We start from the raw sequence: 16,514 nt of genomic DNA, 5'->3' as shown, positions 1-16,514 counted from the left end.
ATGGTTAGCATGTGCGTATTGCTGACGCTTGCCGGAACAAGTCGTGAACACTGAAGCCCTGGATCACCATGTTGCCCCCGCCAACTGCTTGAACTGCGGCGCCGCGGTGTCCGGGCATTTTTGCCATGAATGCGGCCAGGAGACCGTCGTGCACGTCGCCAGCACGCGCGAGTTCATGCACGAATTCATCGGCCATTACGTTGCACTCGAAGGCAAGCTTTGGAAGTCGCTGGGCCTGCTTTTGTTCCGGCCAGGTCGCCTGACCCTCGAATACATCAAAGGCCGGCGCGTACGTTACGTGCAGCCCTTGCGTTTGTACCTGACCTTCAGCCTGATCTTTTTCGCGGTGATGAAATACGGCGGGCACGATAACGTGCAGCTGGACGAGACCAAGCTGCCGAAGGCGGGCGTTGCCGGGAAGCCGGCGGCAACGGCAACGCATGCGCCAGGCGCCGCAAAGCCGAAATCGGCCGATGTCGCGGGCATGGTCCACGAAGACCGGCGGGGCGAAATCGCCGAGCTGATCCATGAGGACAAGCCCGGCGAGACCAATGACGTCAAGACCTGGGTGCACGAACAACTTGCCCCCATCAACAGCCACGCCGCGCACAAGGCCGATGCCTTCTTCGACATGCCGTCGCAGGAAAAATGGGATACAGGAAAGGCGGCATTCTTCAGCTACGCGCCTTATGCGATCTTCTTCATGATGCCGTTTTTCGCGCTGTACCTGAAAGTGCTGTACCTGGGTTCCGGCAAGCGTTACGGCGAGCACCTCCTGTTCGCCCTGCATACGAATGGCTTCGCGTTCCTGGCCATGACCCTCGCGATGTCGATACCGGACGGCATGCACCTGGGCCTGCTCACTTTCGTGCTGCAAGTCTGGCTGCTGATCTACACGCCGATCGCAATGCGCCACGTGTATGGCGGCGGGCGGATCCTGACCGGGCTGCGCTGGATCGTCTTGATGATGTTCCACTTGATCACCATTTCGCTGGCGGTGGCGGCGGCCGTATTGTTCGGGATCATGCACTGAGCATTCGGCAAAGCGTTCATCAAGTCTCTTGCCGGATCGGACGCGCGCAAATTATACTGTGCTTTTGTACAGTCATTGCTGAGTTGCGATAGTGCAGAAGCCGGTCGAATCGGTTAATCTTCCCGTGTCCCTGTTTTCCCACCGTCGAGATCCGTATGCCCGCTACGCCTGAACCGCAACAAACCATCGCGCTGGTCGTGCGGCACAACACCGCCGGCATCGAACAGCCGGTGCAAGCCATCGTCGACTTTTTGCGCGTCGGCGGCTATCGCGTGGTGCTGGAAGCAGACACGGCGGAGCATGTGCAGGTGGCGGGCGTGGACGCGATGCCGGTCGACGATATCGGCCGCCTGGCCAAGCTCGCCATCGTGCTCGGCGGCGACGGCACGATGCTGGGCGTGGCGCGCCAGCTGGCCCGCTACAAAGTGCCGCTGATCGGCATCAACCAGGGGCGGCTGGGCTTCATCACCGACATCCCGATGGACCGCGTGCTGCCGGCGCTGGCCGAGATCCTCAGCGGCAAGTCCAAGGCCGAGGAGCGCGTGCTGCTCGAAGCGCGGGTGGTGCGCGGTGGCGAGCAGATCCATTGTTCGGTTGCGGTCAATGATGTCGTGGTGGCGCGTGGCAGCGGGGCCGGCATGGCCGAGCTCAAGGTGACAGTCGACGGCGCCTTCATGTATAACCAGCGTTCGGACGGCCTGATCATCTCCACGCCCACCGGTTCGACCGCGTACGCGCTGTCGGCAGGGGGGCCGCTGCTGCACCCGACACTGGCCGGCATCGTGCTGGTGCCGATCGCGCCGCATGCGTTGTCGAACCGTCCGATCGTCGTGCCCGACAGCAGCGAGATCGTGGTCGAGATCATCAACGGGCGCGATATCAGCGTGAACTTCGACATGCAGACGTTCACGAGCCTGCAGCACGGCGACCAGATCGTGATCTCGCGTTCGCCCAACACCATCACCTTCCTGCATCCGGAAGGCTGGAGCTACTACAACACGCTGCGCGAGAAGCTGCACTGGAACGAATACCCGTCCAGCGAAGGCAAGCTCAAGTAATCCGCGCGCCAATACCCACAACGCTTCAAGAATCCAATCGGGAGACCTGTTCCTTCATGTTGCGCACATTGACCATCCGCGACTTCGTCATCGTCGATACGATCGAGCTCGAGTTCTCGAATGGCTTCACGGTATTCACCGGCGAGACCGGCGCCGGCAAGTCGATCCTGATCGATGCGCTGCAGCTGGCGCTCGGGGGGCGCGGGGAGGCGAGCATGGTGCGCGAAGGCGCGGCCAAGGCCGACATCAGCGCCGATTTCGCCCTCACGCCCGCGGCCTCGCGCTGGCTCCAGCAGCACGAGTTCGAGCTCGAGGATGGCGGCGCGCTGCTGCGCCGCGTGATCGACAACGCCGGTCGTTCCAAGGCTTACATCAACGGCAGCGCCGCCACCGCCGGCCAGCTGCGCGAGCTGGGCGAGCTGCTGGTCGACATCCACGGCCAGCATGCGCACCAGTCGCTGCTCAAGCAGGACGCCCAGCGCGCGCTGCTCGACAACCAGGTCGCGGTGCGCGACGCCGCGGCCGTGCTGCAGGTGCAGGAAGTGGCCGGCACCTACAAAGCCTGGCGCGCGCTGGCGCGCCAGCGCGAGGAATTCGAGACCAACGCCAAGAACGTGCTGCTGGAACGCGAGCGCCTCGAATGGCAGGTCGGCGAACTCGACAAACTGGCCGCGAAGCCCGGCGAATGGGTGGAGATCAGCAACGAGCACAGCCGCCTGTCGCACGCCGCCAGCCTGCTCGAAGGCGCGCAGGAAGCCCTCAACGCGATCTCGGAATCCGAACAGCCGATCCTGTCGCAGCTGTCCTCGATGAACCAGAAGCTGGCCAAGCTGGCCGACGTCGATGCCGGCCTGCAGAACGTGCTCGACTGCATGGAGCCGGCGCGCATCCAGCTGCAGGAGGCCGTGTATGCCCTGAACGACTACATCGACAAGGTCGAGCTCGATCCCGAGCGCCTGGCGCAAGTCGACGCGCGCATGGATGCGATCCACAGCACGGCCCGCAAGTTCCGCGTCACGCCCGAGGAGCTGCCGGACGAGCACGCCACCCTGAAGGCCAAGCTGCGCCAGCTGGCCGACGCCAGCGACGTCGAAGGCTTGCGCCGCCAGGAGGAAAAAGCCAGGTCGGTGTACATGGACGCGGCCAAAAAGCTGAGCGCGACCCGCAACGCGGCGGCCCAGCGCCTGTCGAGCCAGGTGTCGGAAGCGATGCAGGAACTGTCGATGAGCGGCGGACGCTTCGTGGTCGCGCTCAATCCGTGCGAGCCGGCCGTGTATGGCCTGGAGCAGGTCGAGTTCCTGGTTGCCGGTCACGCCGGCGTGGCGGCGCGTCCGCTGGCGAAGGTCGCCTCGGGCGGCGAGCTGGCGCGCATCTCGCTGGCGATTTCCGTGATCACGGCCAATGCGACCACGGTGCCGACGCTGATCTTCGACGAGGTCGACACCGGCATCGGCGGCGGCGTCGCCGAGGTGGTGGGGCGCCTGCTCAAGCGCCTCGGCCAGAGCCGCCAGGTGCTGTGCGTGACCCACCTGCCGCAGGTCGCGAGCCAGGCCAACCAGCACTTCCAGGTAGCCAAGGGCACGACCGATGCCGGCAAGACCGTCTCGCGCATCGATGTGCTCGACACCAAGGCGCGCGTGGAGGAAGTCGCGCGTATGCTGGGCGGTATCGAGATCACCGAAACCACGCGCAAGCACGCGCGCGAGCTGCTGGCGTCCTGAACGCGCACCATCGACCGTCAAGCCCGGCCGATCCACCATGATCCGCCGGGCTTTTTTCCTGGCCCGACCGATTCACTATCGGTACGATCAATCAGTTCAAATCGGGCGCTCGGCAGTGCCAATCTATAATGGCTCGTCCAAATCGTATCCTCTAAGCCCATGGCCTTCAAAAAAGAACCGACTCATCAGCACGGCACGATCCCGAAAAGCGCGATCGTGCTGGTCAACCTCGGCACGCCCGATGCGCCGACCCGCCCGGCCGTGCGGCGCTACCTGAAAGAATTCCTGTCCGACCCGCGCGTGGTCGAGATCCCGCGCGCCGTCTGGAGCGTGATCCTGAACCTCATGATCCTGCCGTTCCGCTCGGGCCAGTCGGCCGACAAGTACCGCACCATCTGGACGCGCGAAGGCTCGCCGCTGCGCCTCTACACCGAGCGCCAGGCGGCCGCGCTGCAGGCGCTGCTGGCGGCGCGCGGCCACCAGAACCTGGAAGTGGCGATGGCGATGCGCTACGGGTCGCCGGCGCTGCCCGACGTGCTGGACGGCTTGAAAGCGCGCGGCTGCGAGCGCATCCTGCTGCTGCCGGCCTATCCCCAGTACTCGGGCACGACCACGGCCTCGATCTGGGACGCCGTGTTCGAGCACTATCGCAAGGTGCGCAACATCCCCGAGCTGCGCCTGATCAAGCACTATCACGACCATCCAGCCTACATCGAGGCGCTGGCGCAATCGGTCGAAACCTATTGGGCCGAGCACGGGCGCGGCGACAAGCTGGTGATGAGTTTTCACGGCGTGCCCAAGCGTACGCTCCAGCTTGGCGATCCCTACCATTGCGAATGCCAGAAGACCGGACGCCTGCTGGCCACGCGCCTGGGTTTGAGCCGCGATCAATATTTGGTGACCTTCCAGTCGCGCTTCGGCCGCGCCGAGTGGCTCCAGCCCTACACGGCCCCGACCGTGCAAGAGCTGGCCAGGCAAGGTGTGCGCCGCATCGACGTGATGTGCCCGGGTTTCACCAGCGATTGCCTGGAAACGCTGGAAGAGATCAATATGGAAGTGCGCCATGACTTCGAGGTCAATGGCGGCCAGGACTATCACTACATTCCCTGCCTGAACGACAATCCGGCCTGGGTCTCTGCCATGGTCGAGATCGCTGGCCAGCATTTGCACGGCTGGCCGACCCAGCTCAGCCAGGCCCAGCAGGATGCGCAACGCGCCGACGCCGAGGTCGCACGCGTGCATGCGGCGCAACTCGGCGCACAGGCCTGATCAGCCAGACCCCAATAGTTTGCCTTTTGGCATGTTCGGTGGTGCTTCGCCGCCGAGCTGCTAAAATGGCACGTTTTGTGGCGTCGATCCCAGTTCCGCAAGGCAGATCGCTACCAGCGTGAGCAGGGTGTAGAGCAATACGGCGCCGCTAATCAAGTGCAGTTTCATGATCGTTCCCATCGTTCCGTGCTTCGCTGTGCGAATGTCCCAGTGGAAAGATGGTAAAGCGCCGGGCTGATGCCGGGTTCTGCTCTGCAGTAAATCTTGTAACAAAACAATACATCGAGCGCTGCGAGATCACGAATTTGTTGCTTAAAAGCAAAACCAAGCCATCTGTGGACACGTATGCAGTTTGGTTTTTTGCCATAACGGTCACGCAATTCCCCTTGAAAATATAGGCGCAAGACCAATATGGGGCGCTGTGTGAACGTAGCAATCGTCCAACCAATCAGCCAAGCCTTTGATTCCAGGAGTTTTTTCGATGCAAGACCAAGAAAACCAAGAGATGGGCAACCAGCCTGAAGCCGAAGCAGCGGCCAACGCCGCGCCGGCCGCCGGAACCGCCGAGCCCAGCCTCGAAGAACAGCTGAGCGCCACCGAAGCCAAGCTGGCCGAGATGCACGACGCCTTCATGCGCGCCAAAGCCGACGCTGAAAATATCCGTCGCCGCGCCCAGGAAGACGTAAGCAAGGCCCATAAATTCGCGATCGAAAGCTTTGCCGAGGCCATGGTGCCGGTACGCGACAGCCTCGAGATGGCGCTGAAAGTCGAAGCCCCGACGGTCGAATCGATCAAGGAAGGCGTCGAGATGACTCTCAAGCAGCTCACCGCCGCGTTCGAGAAGAACCGCCTGGTCGAAGTGATGCCGCAGCCGGGCGACAAGCTCGACCCGAACAAGCATCAGGCCGTGGCCGTGGTGCCGTCGGAGCACGAAGCCAACACCGTGGTGGCCGTCCTGCAAAAAGGGTACATGATGGCCGATCGCCTGCTGCGCCCGGCCATCGTCACCGCCGCTGCGCCCAAGTAAGCCTACAAATATTGTTGCTCGAAGGCTGAATAAGCTCTTGAAAGCAACGAGTGTTTCCCAATATTCGACACATCTGAAAACTTAGTACCAAAAAAGGAAAATATATTATGGGCAGAATCATCGGTATCGACCTTGGCACCACCAACTCGTGCGTCGCGATCATGGAAAATGGTCAGCCCAAGGTCATCGAGAATGCCGAAGGCGCTCGTACTACGCCTTCGATCATCGCTTATCAGGAAGATGGCGAGATCCTGGTCGGCGCGCCTGCAAAGCGTCAGGCCGTCACCAACCCGAAGAACACCCTGTTCGCAGTCAAGCGCCTGATCGGCCGTAAATTCGACGAAAAAGAAGTCCAGAAGGACATCGGCCTGATGCCGTACGCGATCGTCAAGGCCGACAACGGCGACGCCTGGATCGGTGTGCGCGACAAGAAACTGGCGGCACAGCAGGTGTCGGCCGAAGTGCTGCGCAAGATGAAGAAGACCGCCGAAGACTACCTCGGCGAAGAAGTCACCGAAGCCGTGATCACCGTGCCGGCCTACTTCAACGACTCGCAGCGCCAGGCGACCAAGGACGCCGGCCGCATCGCCGGCCTGGACGTCAAGCGCATCATCAACGAGCCGACCGCGGCTGCGCTGGCATTCGGCCTGGACAAGACCGACAAGGGCGACCGCAAGATCGCCGTGTATGACCTCGGCGGCGGCACGTTCGACGTGTCGATCATCGAGATCGCCGACGTCGAAGGCGAGAAGCAGTTCGAAGTGCTGTCGACCAACGGCGACACCTTCCTGGGCGGCGAAGACTTCGACCAGCGCGTGATCGACTACATCATCGACGAGTTCAAGAAGATCAACGGCCTGGACCTGTCGAAGGACCCGATCGCCCTGCAGCGCATCAAGGCTTCGGCCGAGCGCGCGAAGATCGAGCTGTCGTCCTCGCAGCAGACCGAGATCAACGAGCCGTACATCGCCATGGCGAACGGCGCCCCGGTCCACCTGAACCTGAAGATCACCCGCGCCAAGCTGGAAGCGCTGGTCGAGGAACTGATCAACAAGACCATCGAGCCGTGCCGCATCGCCATCAAGGATGCCGGCGTGAAGGTTTCGGACATCGACGACATCATCCTGGTCGGCGGCATGACCCGTATGCCGAAGGTCCAGGAAAAAGTTAAGGAGTTCTTCGGCAAGGATCCGCGCAAGGACGTGAACCCGGACGAAGCCGTCGCCGTCGGCGCCGCGATCCAGGGCTCGGTCCTGTCGGGCGAGCGCAAGGACCTGCTGCTGCTGGACGTGACGCCGCTGTCGCTGGGTATCGAAACCCTGGGCGGCGTGATGACCAAGATGATCCAGAAGAACACCACGATCCCGACCAAGTTCTCGCAGGTGTTCTCGACCGCCGACGACAACCAGCCGGCCGTGACCATCAAGGTCTATCAGGGCGAGCGTGAAATCGCTGCCGGCAACAAGGCGCTGGGCGAGTTCAACCTCGAAGGCATTCCGCCGGCGCCGCGCGGCACGCCGCAGGTCGAAGTGACCTTCGACATCGACGCCAACGGCATCCTGCACGTGGGCGCGAAAGACAAGGCCACCGGTAAAGAAAACAAGATCACCATCAAGGCCAATTCGGGTCTGTCGGAAGACGAGATCCAGAAGATGGTGAAGGACGCCGAGCTGAACGCGGAAGAGGACAAGAAGGTCAAGGAACTGGCCGAAGCCCGCAACCAGGGCGACGCGCTGGTCCACTCGACCAGGAAATCCCTGACCGAGTACGGCGACAAGCTGGAAGCCGACGAGAAGTCGAAGATCGAAGCTGCGATCGCCGACCTGGAAGGTTCGCTGAAGTCGGGCGACAAGGCCGACATCGACGCCAAGGTGGCTGCACTGTCGACCGCCGCCCAGAAGCTGGGCGAGAAGATGTATGCCGACATGCAGGGCCAGCAAGGTGGTGCAGCGGGCGCGCAAGCGGCCGGCGGCCAGCCGGGCGGCGAAGCACCGAAGCAGGACGATGACGTCGTCGACGCCGACTTCAAGGAAGTCAAGGACGCCAAGTAATCACTGAGGTCGCAAGACCTCGAGCTCCCGCCGAGCCGCAGCGACCTCCCTGGCGCCGGCTCGGTTTTTTTGCATAGCAAGAAACATCGGGAACGAATTCACCCATTGCGCGTTGTATTTTTCTGGCCGAGCCCGCGCAAGCTCGGGATGCCCACTGTATACTCAGCCTTTTGTACAGATAAATAGCAAGGTGCCGACAAATGGCAAAGCGTGATTTTTACGAGATCCTCGGGGTCGCCAAGACCGCGTCGGAAGACGAGATCAAGAAGGCTTATCGCAAGCTTGCGATGAAGTACCATCCTGACCGCAACCCAGACAACAAGGAAGCGGAAGAGAAGTTCAAGGAGGTCAAGGAAGCCTACGAGATGCTGACCAATCCGGAAAAGCGCGAAGCTTATGACCGTTACGGTCATGCTGGCGTCGATCCGAACGGCGGCATGGGCGGCGGCGGCTTCGGCGCCGGCGGCTTCGGCGATGCGTTCGGCGACATCTTCGGCGACATCTTTGGCGGGGGCGCGCGCGGCGGTCGCAATGCCGGTCCGCAGGTCTACCGCGGCGCCGACCTGCGCTACAACCTGGAAATTACGCTGGAACAGGCAGCGAGCGGCTACGACACCACCATCCGTGTGCCGAGCTGGGACAAGTGCGACACCTGCCACGGCAGCGGCGCCAAGCCGGGCACGCAGCCCGTCACCTGCTCGACCTGCCACGGCCACGGCCAGGTGCGCATGCAGCAGGGCTTCTTCTCGATCCAGCAGACTTGCCCGAAGTGCCACGGCAGCGGCAAGATCATCCCGGAACCGTGCGCAGCCTGCGGCGGGGCCGGACGCATTAAGCGCAACAAGACGCTCGAAGTCAAGATCCCGGCGGGTATCGACAACGGCATGCGCATCCGCTCCTCGGGCAACGGCGAGCCGGGCACGAACGGCGGGCCGCCGGGCGACCTGTACGTCGAGATCCACATCAAGCCGCACCAGGTGTTCCAGCGCGAAGGCGACGACCTGCATTGCGAAATGCCGATCTCTTTCGCCAAGGCGGCGTTGGGCGGCGAGATCGAAGTGCCGACCCTGTCGGGCAAAGTGTCCTTCACGATTCCTGAAGGCACCCAGACCGGCAAGACCTTCCGCCTGAAGGGCAAGGGCATCAAGGGCGTGCGCTCGGGTTACTCCGGCGACCTGTTCTGCCACGTGCTGGTCGAGACCCCGGTGAAGCTGACCGACAAGCAGAAGGACCTGCTGCGCGAGCTCGAACGCCTGACGGTGGACGGGGGTTCGAAGCACAGCCCGCAAAGCAAGGGCTGGATGGATAAAGTGAAGGACTTCTTCGAGTAAGAAGTCCACCGACCGCTGAACGGTGCGAGCCTTCAGCGGTTTTTTTTGCACTGGTAGTTGACGCAAGCATAACGTAGTAAGAAAGGAATCAGATGCCTAATTCAAAACCCATCACCCGGGAGCTGTTCGCCAAAAACCGCGCATGGGCAGAATCGGTCGTCGCCAAGCAGCCCGATTTCTTCAAGTCGCTGGCTGCGCAGCAGGCCCCGGAATACATGTGGATCGGCTGCTCGGACAGCCGCGTGCCCGCCAACGAACTGCTGGGCATGATGCCGGGCGAGATGTTCGTCCATCGCAACGTGGCGAACGTGGTGGTGCACTCGGACCTGAACTGCCTGTCGGTGCTGCAGTTCGCCATCGACGTGCTCAAGGTCAAGCACGTGATCGTCTGCGGCCATTACGGCTGCGGCGGCGTGCATGCGGCCCTGACCGGGCGCCGCGTAGGGCTGACCGATAACTGGCTGCGCCACGTGCAGGACGTCAAGCACAGGCACGGCCGCTACCTGGGCGAGATCGTGCAGCCGACCGCCGCTCACGACCGCCTGGTCGAGCTGAACGTGGCCGAGCAGGTGATCAATTGCGCGCAGACCACCGTGGTGCAGGACGCCTGGGAGCGCGGCCAGGAACTGACGCTGCACAGCTGGGTGTACGGCTTGAAGGACGGCCTGCTGCGCGACCTCGGCATGACCGTGTCCAGCGCCGAGGAACTGACGCAGCGATACGAGGCGCTGCTGGCGCGCTACGCGGACGGCTGGACCCCGGCGTGAGCGATTTACGCCAGCTGCGCGACCTGGTGCGCCAGTTCGTCGACGAGCGCGACTGGGACCAGTTCCATACGCCGAAGAACCTGGCCTCAGCCTTGACGGTGGAAGCGGCCGAGCTGCTGGAGCATTTCCAGTGGCTGCAGGATGGCCGCGTCGATGAACTCGGCCCGGAGAAGCTGGTCGAGGTGCGCCACGAAATGGCCGACGTGCTGGTCTACCTGGTGCGCCTGGCCGACAAGCTCGACGTCGACCTGGTGGGGGCGGTGCAGGACAAGATGGTGCTCAATCGCGCCAAGTATCCGGCCGAGCGCGTGCGTGGCGATGCGCGCAAGTACTACGAGTACAAGGGTTACGGGTCCAAGTCCTGAGCCTTCGAAGCTCGCGCTTCATGGCCGGCTCAGGTAGTACTCCACCACCCCATCCGAACTGCCGATCCCGACGATCTGCAGCAGCCGTTCCAGCTCCGTGACGAAATGCTCGCGCGCTTCGGCGTCTTCCTGCTGGACGGCGATCAATGCTTGCTGGAACTGCTGGAGCACCCAGAACTTGGTCGGATGCGCTTCGATCCCCTCGATCAGCGTACCGGTCAGATGGTCGAGCTGGCTGGCCAGCCGCTCGCGTTCCGGCGACGGACTCGGACCCGGCAGATCGGCCAGTTTCGGACCGGCGCGGTAGCCGCGCAATGCGTCGAGCATGCGCGGCACCACGAACAGCGGCGCGTCCGCGACTTGTTCGAAGGGATCGGCGGCCATTTACAGTCCGCCCAGGCAGATGTACTTGATGACCAGGTAGTCGTCCATTCCGTATTTAGAGCCTTCGCGCCCCAGGCCGGACTGCTTCACCCCGCCGAACGGCGCGACTTCGTTCGAGATCAGGCCGGTGTTCACGCCGACCATGCCGGTTTCCAGGCGTTCGGCGACGCGCCACACGCGGCCGACGTCGCGCGCGAAGAAGTACGATGCCAGGCCGTATTCCGTATTGTTGGCCGCCGCGACGACTTCGTCTTCGGTGTGGAAGCGGAACAGCGGCGCCACGGGACCGAAGCTTTCTTCTTCCGCCACTTTCATTTCGGCCGTGACGCCGGTCAGGATGGTCGGCTCGAAGAAGCTGTGGCCAAGTGGATGGCGCTTGCCCCCGGTCAGCAGTTGCGCCCCTTTGGCTAAGGCATCGGCGATGTGCGACTCGACTTTTTCGACGGCCTTTTCGTTGATCAGCGGACCTTGCAGCACGCCCTGCTCGGCGCCGTTGCCGACTTTGAGTTCGGCGACCTTGGCGGCCAGCTTTTGCGCGAACTCATCGTAGACACTGTCCTGCACGTACAGGCGATTGGCGCACACGCAGGTCTGGCCCATGTTGCGGTACTTCGAGGCGATCGCGCCTTCGACCGCCGCGTCCAGGTCGGCATCGTCGAATACGATGAAGGAAGCGTTGCCGCCCAGTTCCAGCGACAGCTTTTTCACGGTCGGCGCGCATTGCTGCATCAGCACGCGGCCGACTTCGGTCGAACCCGTGAAGCTGAGCTTGCGCACGGTCGGGTTGGCGCACATTTCGGCGCCGATCGCCTTGGCATCGCCGATGACGATCGAAAACACGCCTTTCGGCACGCCGGCGCGTTCGGCCAGCACGGCCAGGGCCAGCGCCGAGTAGGGCGTGAGTTCGGCCGGCTTGACCACGATCGGGCAACCGGCGGCCAGCGCCGGCGCGACTTTGCGGGTGATCATCGCAGCCGGGAAATTCCACGGGGTGATCGCGGCGCACACGCCGATCGGTTCCTTGTTGACGATGATCCGGCGATCACGCGCCGGCGATTGCAGCACGTCGCCTTCGATGCGCTTGGCCTGCTCGCCGAACCATTCGAAGAACGACGCGGCGTAGCCGACTTCGCCCTTGGCCTCGGCCAGCGGCTTGCCTTGTTCGGCGGTCATGATCACGGCCAGGTCGTCGACGTTTTCCAGCATCAGGTCGTTCCACTTGCGCAGGATGCGCGCGCGCTCGTGCGCGGTCTTGGCGCGCCATGCCGGCCAGGCGGCATTCGCGGCTTCGATCGCGCGGCGGGTCTCGTTGCCGCCCATGTGCGGCACGGTGCCGAGTTTTTCGCCAGTGGCCGGGTTGATCACGTCGACCGTGCGGCCTTCTTGAGCATCGCACCATTCGCCGTCGACATACGCTTGCTGGCGCAGCAGGGAGGGGTCTTTCAGGTTCAGCATGGGTATCCTCGCTTCGAGTCAGAATTCAACGATACCACTTTGTACAAAATCGGGCAGGCCATGGTCCCAAACCGCTGCCGGCGCCGCTCACGAATTCCAACCGAGTCCCAGCCGTGTTGGCATGGGATTACGGTTGCTATTAAAATTTTGATACTCATATACGTCTTGTAAATACAATCATGGGCGGCAGGATGAGGTTGCAGTATCATCCCTCGTGCGCGTCCGAATAAAGGTCAAATCATGCGCCCGATCGTCATCGTTCCAGCCTGCACTCGTGATTTTGGAGAACATCCGTACCACGCCGCCCAGCACAAGTACGTCGACGCCGTCGTGATCGGCGCCGACTGTGCACCGATGATCCTGCCTTCGCTCGGCGAATCGCTCGATCTCGAAACCATGCTTGCGCTGTGCGACGGCATCATGCTGACCGGATCGGCCTCCAACGTGCATCCGAGCTATTACTGCGAAGAAGTACTGGACCCGTCGCTGCCGCAGGACCCGGCGCGCGACCAGACCACGTTGCCGCTGATCCGCGCCGCCGTCAAACGCGGCATCCCGATCATCGCCATCTGCCGCGGCTTCCAGGAAATGAACGTGGCGCTCGGCGGCAGCCTGCACCAGGCGGTGCAGACCGTACCGGGGCATTTCGACCACCGCGAAAATCCGGAGCTCGGCATGGACGAACAATACGGCGACGCCCACAAGGTCAGGCTGATCGAAGGCGGGATGCTGCACGGCATCCTTGGCGCGGACCAGATCCCCGTCAATTCGCTGCATGGACAAGGCGTCAATGAACTCGCGCCCGGCTTGACGGTCGAAGCAGTTGCCGAGGACGGGTTGGTCGAGGCATTTTCGGTGTCGACGTCGCCAGGGTTCACGCTGGCCGTCCAGTGGCACCCGGAATGGCGCATCGCCCAGAACCCCTATTCGATGAAAATGTTCGGTGCTTTCGGCGAAGCCTGCCGCCAGCGCCAGGCCAGCAAACGGAATTCATCATGACCGCCGATGGCAAATGGGCGGTTCGCCCCGTCCCATAGCGACCCTGTTCGACCTTCTCCGGACCGCAACCGCAGGCTGCGCGCTTGCGCGCCAGCGTTCACCCCATCGAAACAGGAGTAAAACATGGCTATTCGCGACAATTTTTCTTATAACGACATGGACGAGTGGCTCAATGCCAAGCGCGTCACTGAAATCGAGTGCCTCGTCCCCGACTTGACCGGTGTGGCGCGTGGAAAGATCCTTCCGCGCGTTAAATTCACCGAAGACCGCGGCATGCGCTTGCCGGAAATCGTGCTGGGCATGACCGTGACCGGCAACTCGCCGGAAAACGACGACGCCTTCGACCGCGCGATCTCGACCACCGACCGCGACATGATCCTGAAGGCCGACCCGGGCACCATCACGATGGTGCCGTGGGCCGTCGACCCGACCGCGCAGGTCATCCACGACTGTTATTTCTCGGACGGCCGCCTGGTCGACTTCGCCCCGCGCAGCGTGCTGCGCCGTGTGCTGAAGTTGTACGAGCAGAAGGGCTGGAAGCCGGTGGTCGCGCCCGAGCTCGAGTTTTATCTTACCGCCAAGAACGTCGACCCGGATTTGCCGCTGTCGGCGCCGGTCGGGCGCAGCGGCCGTTCCGAGACCAGCCGCCAGGTCTACAGCATCGACGCGGTCAACGAGTTCGACCCGCTGTTCGAGGACATCTACGATTACTGCGACATGATGGGCCTGGACGTCGACACGCTGATCCACGAGATCGGCGCCGGCCAGATGGAGATCAACTTCCAGCACGGCGAGCCGCTCGGCCTGGCCGATAAAGTGTTTTATTTCAAGCGCACGCTGCGCGAAGCGGCGCTCAAGCACGAGATGTATGCGACCTTCATGGCCAAGCCGATGGCTGGCGAGCCCGGCTCGGCAATGCACGTGCACCAGAGCGTGGTCGACGCCGAAAGCGGCCGCAACATCTTCAGCGACGAAGGCGGCGGCCCGTCGGACCTGTTCCGCTACTACATCGGCGGCCTGCAGAAGTACATGCCCTCGGCCATGGCGATCGTCGCGCCCTACGTCAATTCCTACCGCCGCATCGTGCGCCACACGGCCGCGCCGATCAACCTGCAATGGGGCATGGACAACCGTACGGTGGGCTTCCGCGTGCCGGTGTCGGGCGCGCAGGACCGCCGCGTCGAGAACCGCGTGATCGGCGCCGACGCCAACCCCTACCTGGCGCTGGCCGTGACGCTGGCCTGCGGCTACCTCGGCATCACCGAACGGCTCGAGCCGACCCCGATGGTCGAGGGCAGCGCCTACAAGATGAAGGTCGAGCTGCCGCAAGGCCTGCCCGAAGCGCTGAACCTGCTGCGCGCCGAAGACCGCCTGCGCGACGTGCTGGGCGAGCGCTTCATCGACGTGTATGCGGCGGTCAAGGACCTGGAACATCAAGAGTTCATGACGGTGATCAGCCCGTGGGAGCGCGAGCACCTGCTGTTGCACGTTTGAGGTGGGGGCCTCGATAAACCAGCTGCGCGTCTCGGCCAACATTGCCGCCGCTCGCTACGGTTTCTCGAGGCCTCGATAGGCTGGAAGTGTTCTAGCAATTGGGGATGGTCATGGCTAAGGACATGGCGATCGAAAACGGTTTGTCGGCCGACGCGAAATTCGACACCCGCGCGCTGCAGCAGCTCGACAGCGCGCACTACCTGCATCCCTTCACCGACCATGCCGCCTTGCGCGCGCGCGGGGCGCGCGTGATCGTGCGCGCGGACGGGATCTACCTATGGGACTCGGACGGGCAACGCATCCTCGACGGCATGTCCGGCCTGTGGTGCGTCAACGCCGGCTACGGCCGCGCCAGCATCGTCGAAGCGGCGGCGCGCCAGATGGCGACGCTGCCTTTCTATAACAGCTTCTTCAACACCACCAACGTGCCGGCGCTGCAACTGGCGGCGCGCCTGGCCGAGCTGGCGCCGCCCGGCTTCGAGCACGTGTTCTTTACCAGCTCCGGCTCGGAAGCCAACGACACCGCGCTGCGCATGGTGTGGCGCTACTGGCAAATCATGGACCAGCCACAGCGCCGCATCGTCATCAGCCGGCGCAACGCCTACCACGGCAGTACCGTCGCCGGGGCCTCGCTGGGCGGGATGGCGGCGATGCACGTGCAGGGATCGATGCCGATCCCGGACATCCATCACATCGAGCAGCCGAACTTCGCCGACCACGGGCGCGGCATGAGCGAAGCCCAGTTCGGGCTGCTGGCCGCCGACTGGCTCGAGCAGGCCATCCTCGACCTCGGCCCGGACCGCGTCGCCGCCTTCATCGGCGAGCCGGTGCAGGGCGCGGGCGGCGTCATCATCCCGCCGCGCACCTATTGGCCGCAGATCCAGCGCATCTGCGACAAATACGGGATCCTGCTGGTCGCCGACGAAGTGATCTGCGGCTTCGGGCAGCTGGGCAGCTGGTTCGGCTGCGAGCAGTTCGGCATGCGCCCCGACCTGATCTCGTTCGCCAAGGGCGTCACTTCGGGCTACATGCCGCTGGGCGGCGTGCTGGTGGCGGGGCGGGTCGCGCACGCGCTGGTGGAGCAGGGCGGCGACTTCAACCACGGCTTCACGTATTCCGGCCACCCGGTCGCGTGCGCGGCGGCGCTCGAGAACCTACGCATCCTGGCCGACGAGGGCCTGGTCGAGCGCGTGGCGCAGGAGACCGGACCGCACCTCAAGACGGCATTTGCCTCCCTGGCGGCGCACCCGCTGGTCGGGCATGCGGAAAGCATCGGCATGGCGGCCGCGCTGAACCTGGTGCGGCGCAAGGGCGCGGCGCTGCACGACGGCGAACCGTTCGCGCGCGCGCTGGGCGTCGGCATGCTGTGCCGCCAGCACATGTTCGACAACGGCGTCATCATGCGCGCGGTCGGCGACCGCATGATCGTGGCGCCGCCGCTGGTGATGACCTGCGCGCAGATCGACGAAATGGTGGAGCGGATCCGGATTTGCCTGGATTTGACGCTGGAGGATGTGGCGGGGCGCGGTTGGCTTTTCTGAGATTGAACCGTTATACAAT

Annotated in this window: 14 protein-coding genes; 12 read left to right on the top strand and 2 right to left on the bottom strand. The window is 63.4% G+C overall.

Annotation, left to right across the window (positions count from 1 at the left end; genetic code table 11):
* Positions 1-43 precede the first annotated feature (43 nt).
* The 9 genes from FA90_RS16710 (at position 44) to FA90_RS16670 (ending at position 10,622) form a co-directional block, all read left to right on the top strand.
* Positions 44-1,033, top strand: coding sequence for a DUF3667 domain-containing protein (locus FA90_RS16710; RefSeq protein ID WP_156116757.1), 990 nt, complete (start codon positions 44-46; stop codon positions 1,031-1,033).
* 155 nt (positions 1,034-1,188) lie between these two features.
* Entirely contained in the window at positions 1,189-2,091 is a 903-nt protein-coding gene (locus FA90_RS16705; RefSeq protein ID WP_036170540.1) for an NAD kinase, read from the top strand.
* 56 nt (positions 2,092-2,147) lie between these two features.
* Positions 2,148-3,812, top strand: a complete 1,665-nt coding sequence (gene recN, locus FA90_RS16700) for a DNA repair protein RecN (RefSeq protein ID WP_036170538.1) — start codon at positions 2,148-2,150, stop codon at positions 3,810-3,812.
* Positions 3,813-3,971: 159 nt separating this feature from the next.
* Entirely contained in the window at positions 3,972-5,081 is a 1,110-nt protein-coding gene (hemH, locus tag FA90_RS16695) for a ferrochelatase (protein ID WP_036170536.1), read from the top strand.
* Between the two features lie 481 nt (positions 5,082-5,562).
* The gene (gene grpE, locus FA90_RS16690) at positions 5,563-6,108 is read left to right on the top strand and encodes a nucleotide exchange factor GrpE (RefSeq protein ID WP_036170526.1); all 546 of its coding nucleotides are present in this window, start codon (positions 5,563-5,565) and stop codon (positions 6,106-6,108) included.
* A gap of 107 nt (positions 6,109-6,215) precedes the next feature.
* Positions 6,216-8,159, top strand: coding sequence for a molecular chaperone DnaK (dnaK, locus tag FA90_RS16685; protein WP_036170524.1), 1,944 nt, complete (start codon positions 6,216-6,218; stop codon positions 8,157-8,159).
* Positions 8,160-8,359: 200 nt separating this feature from the next.
* The gene (gene dnaJ / locus FA90_RS16680) at positions 8,360-9,490 is read left to right on the top strand and encodes a molecular chaperone DnaJ (protein WP_036170522.1); all 1,131 of its coding nucleotides are present in this window, start codon (positions 8,360-8,362) and stop codon (positions 9,488-9,490) included.
* Between the two features lie 92 nt (positions 9,491-9,582).
* Entirely contained in the window at positions 9,583-10,257 is a 675-nt protein-coding gene (gene can, locus FA90_RS16675) for a carbonate dehydratase (RefSeq protein WP_036170520.1), read from the top strand.
* Positions 10,254-10,622, top strand: a complete 369-nt coding sequence (locus FA90_RS16670; protein WP_239700784.1) for a nucleotide pyrophosphohydrolase — start codon at positions 10,254-10,256, stop codon at positions 10,620-10,622. The genes can and FA90_RS16670 overlap by 4 nt, the downstream gene beginning before the upstream one ends.
* An 18-nt stretch (positions 10,623-10,640) precedes the next feature.
* On the opposite strand, the gene FA90_RS16665 is transcribed toward FA90_RS16670, so the two are convergent.
* Both FA90_RS16665 and FA90_RS16660 read right to left on the bottom strand, forming a co-directional pair.
* Complete coding sequence (locus FA90_RS16665; protein ID WP_036170517.1) at positions 10,641-11,006, bottom strand: DUF4844 domain-containing protein; 366 nt, start codon at positions 11,004-11,006, stop codon at positions 10,641-10,643.
* Complete coding sequence (locus FA90_RS16660) at positions 11,007-12,461, bottom strand: NAD-dependent succinate-semialdehyde dehydrogenase (RefSeq protein ID WP_036170516.1); 1,455 nt, start codon at positions 12,459-12,461, stop codon at positions 11,007-11,009.
* A gap of 240 nt (positions 12,462-12,701) precedes the next feature.
* Here FA90_RS16660 and FA90_RS16655 point away from each other — a divergent pair, with 240 nt between their 5' ends.
* The 3 genes from FA90_RS16655 (at position 12,702) to FA90_RS16645 (ending at position 16,495) form a co-directional block, all read left to right on the top strand.
* Positions 12,702-13,460 carry a gamma-glutamyl-gamma-aminobutyrate hydrolase family protein gene (locus FA90_RS16655; protein WP_081933898.1) on the top strand — a complete coding sequence of 253 codons (759 nt, stop codon included), beginning with the start codon at positions 12,702-12,704 and terminating at the stop codon, positions 13,458-13,460.
* A 123-nt stretch (positions 13,461-13,583) separates the two neighbouring features.
* Positions 13,584-14,954, top strand: coding sequence for a glutamine synthetase family protein (locus tag FA90_RS16650; RefSeq protein WP_036170511.1), 1,371 nt, complete (start codon positions 13,584-13,586; stop codon positions 14,952-14,954).
* Positions 14,955-15,064: 110 nt separating this feature from the next.
* Complete coding sequence (locus FA90_RS16645; RefSeq protein ID WP_197065320.1) at positions 15,065-16,495, top strand: aspartate aminotransferase family protein; 1,431 nt, start codon at positions 15,065-15,067, stop codon at positions 16,493-16,495.
* Positions 16,496-16,514: the final 19 nt, after the last annotated feature.

Source organism: Massilia sp. 9096 (assembly GCF_000745265.1).
Lineage (GTDB): Bacteria > Pseudomonadota > Gammaproteobacteria > Burkholderiales > Burkholderiaceae_D > Telluria.
The sequence above is the reverse complement of the archived record's forward strand: the minus strand, read 5'-3'. Positions and strand labels throughout refer to the sequence as shown.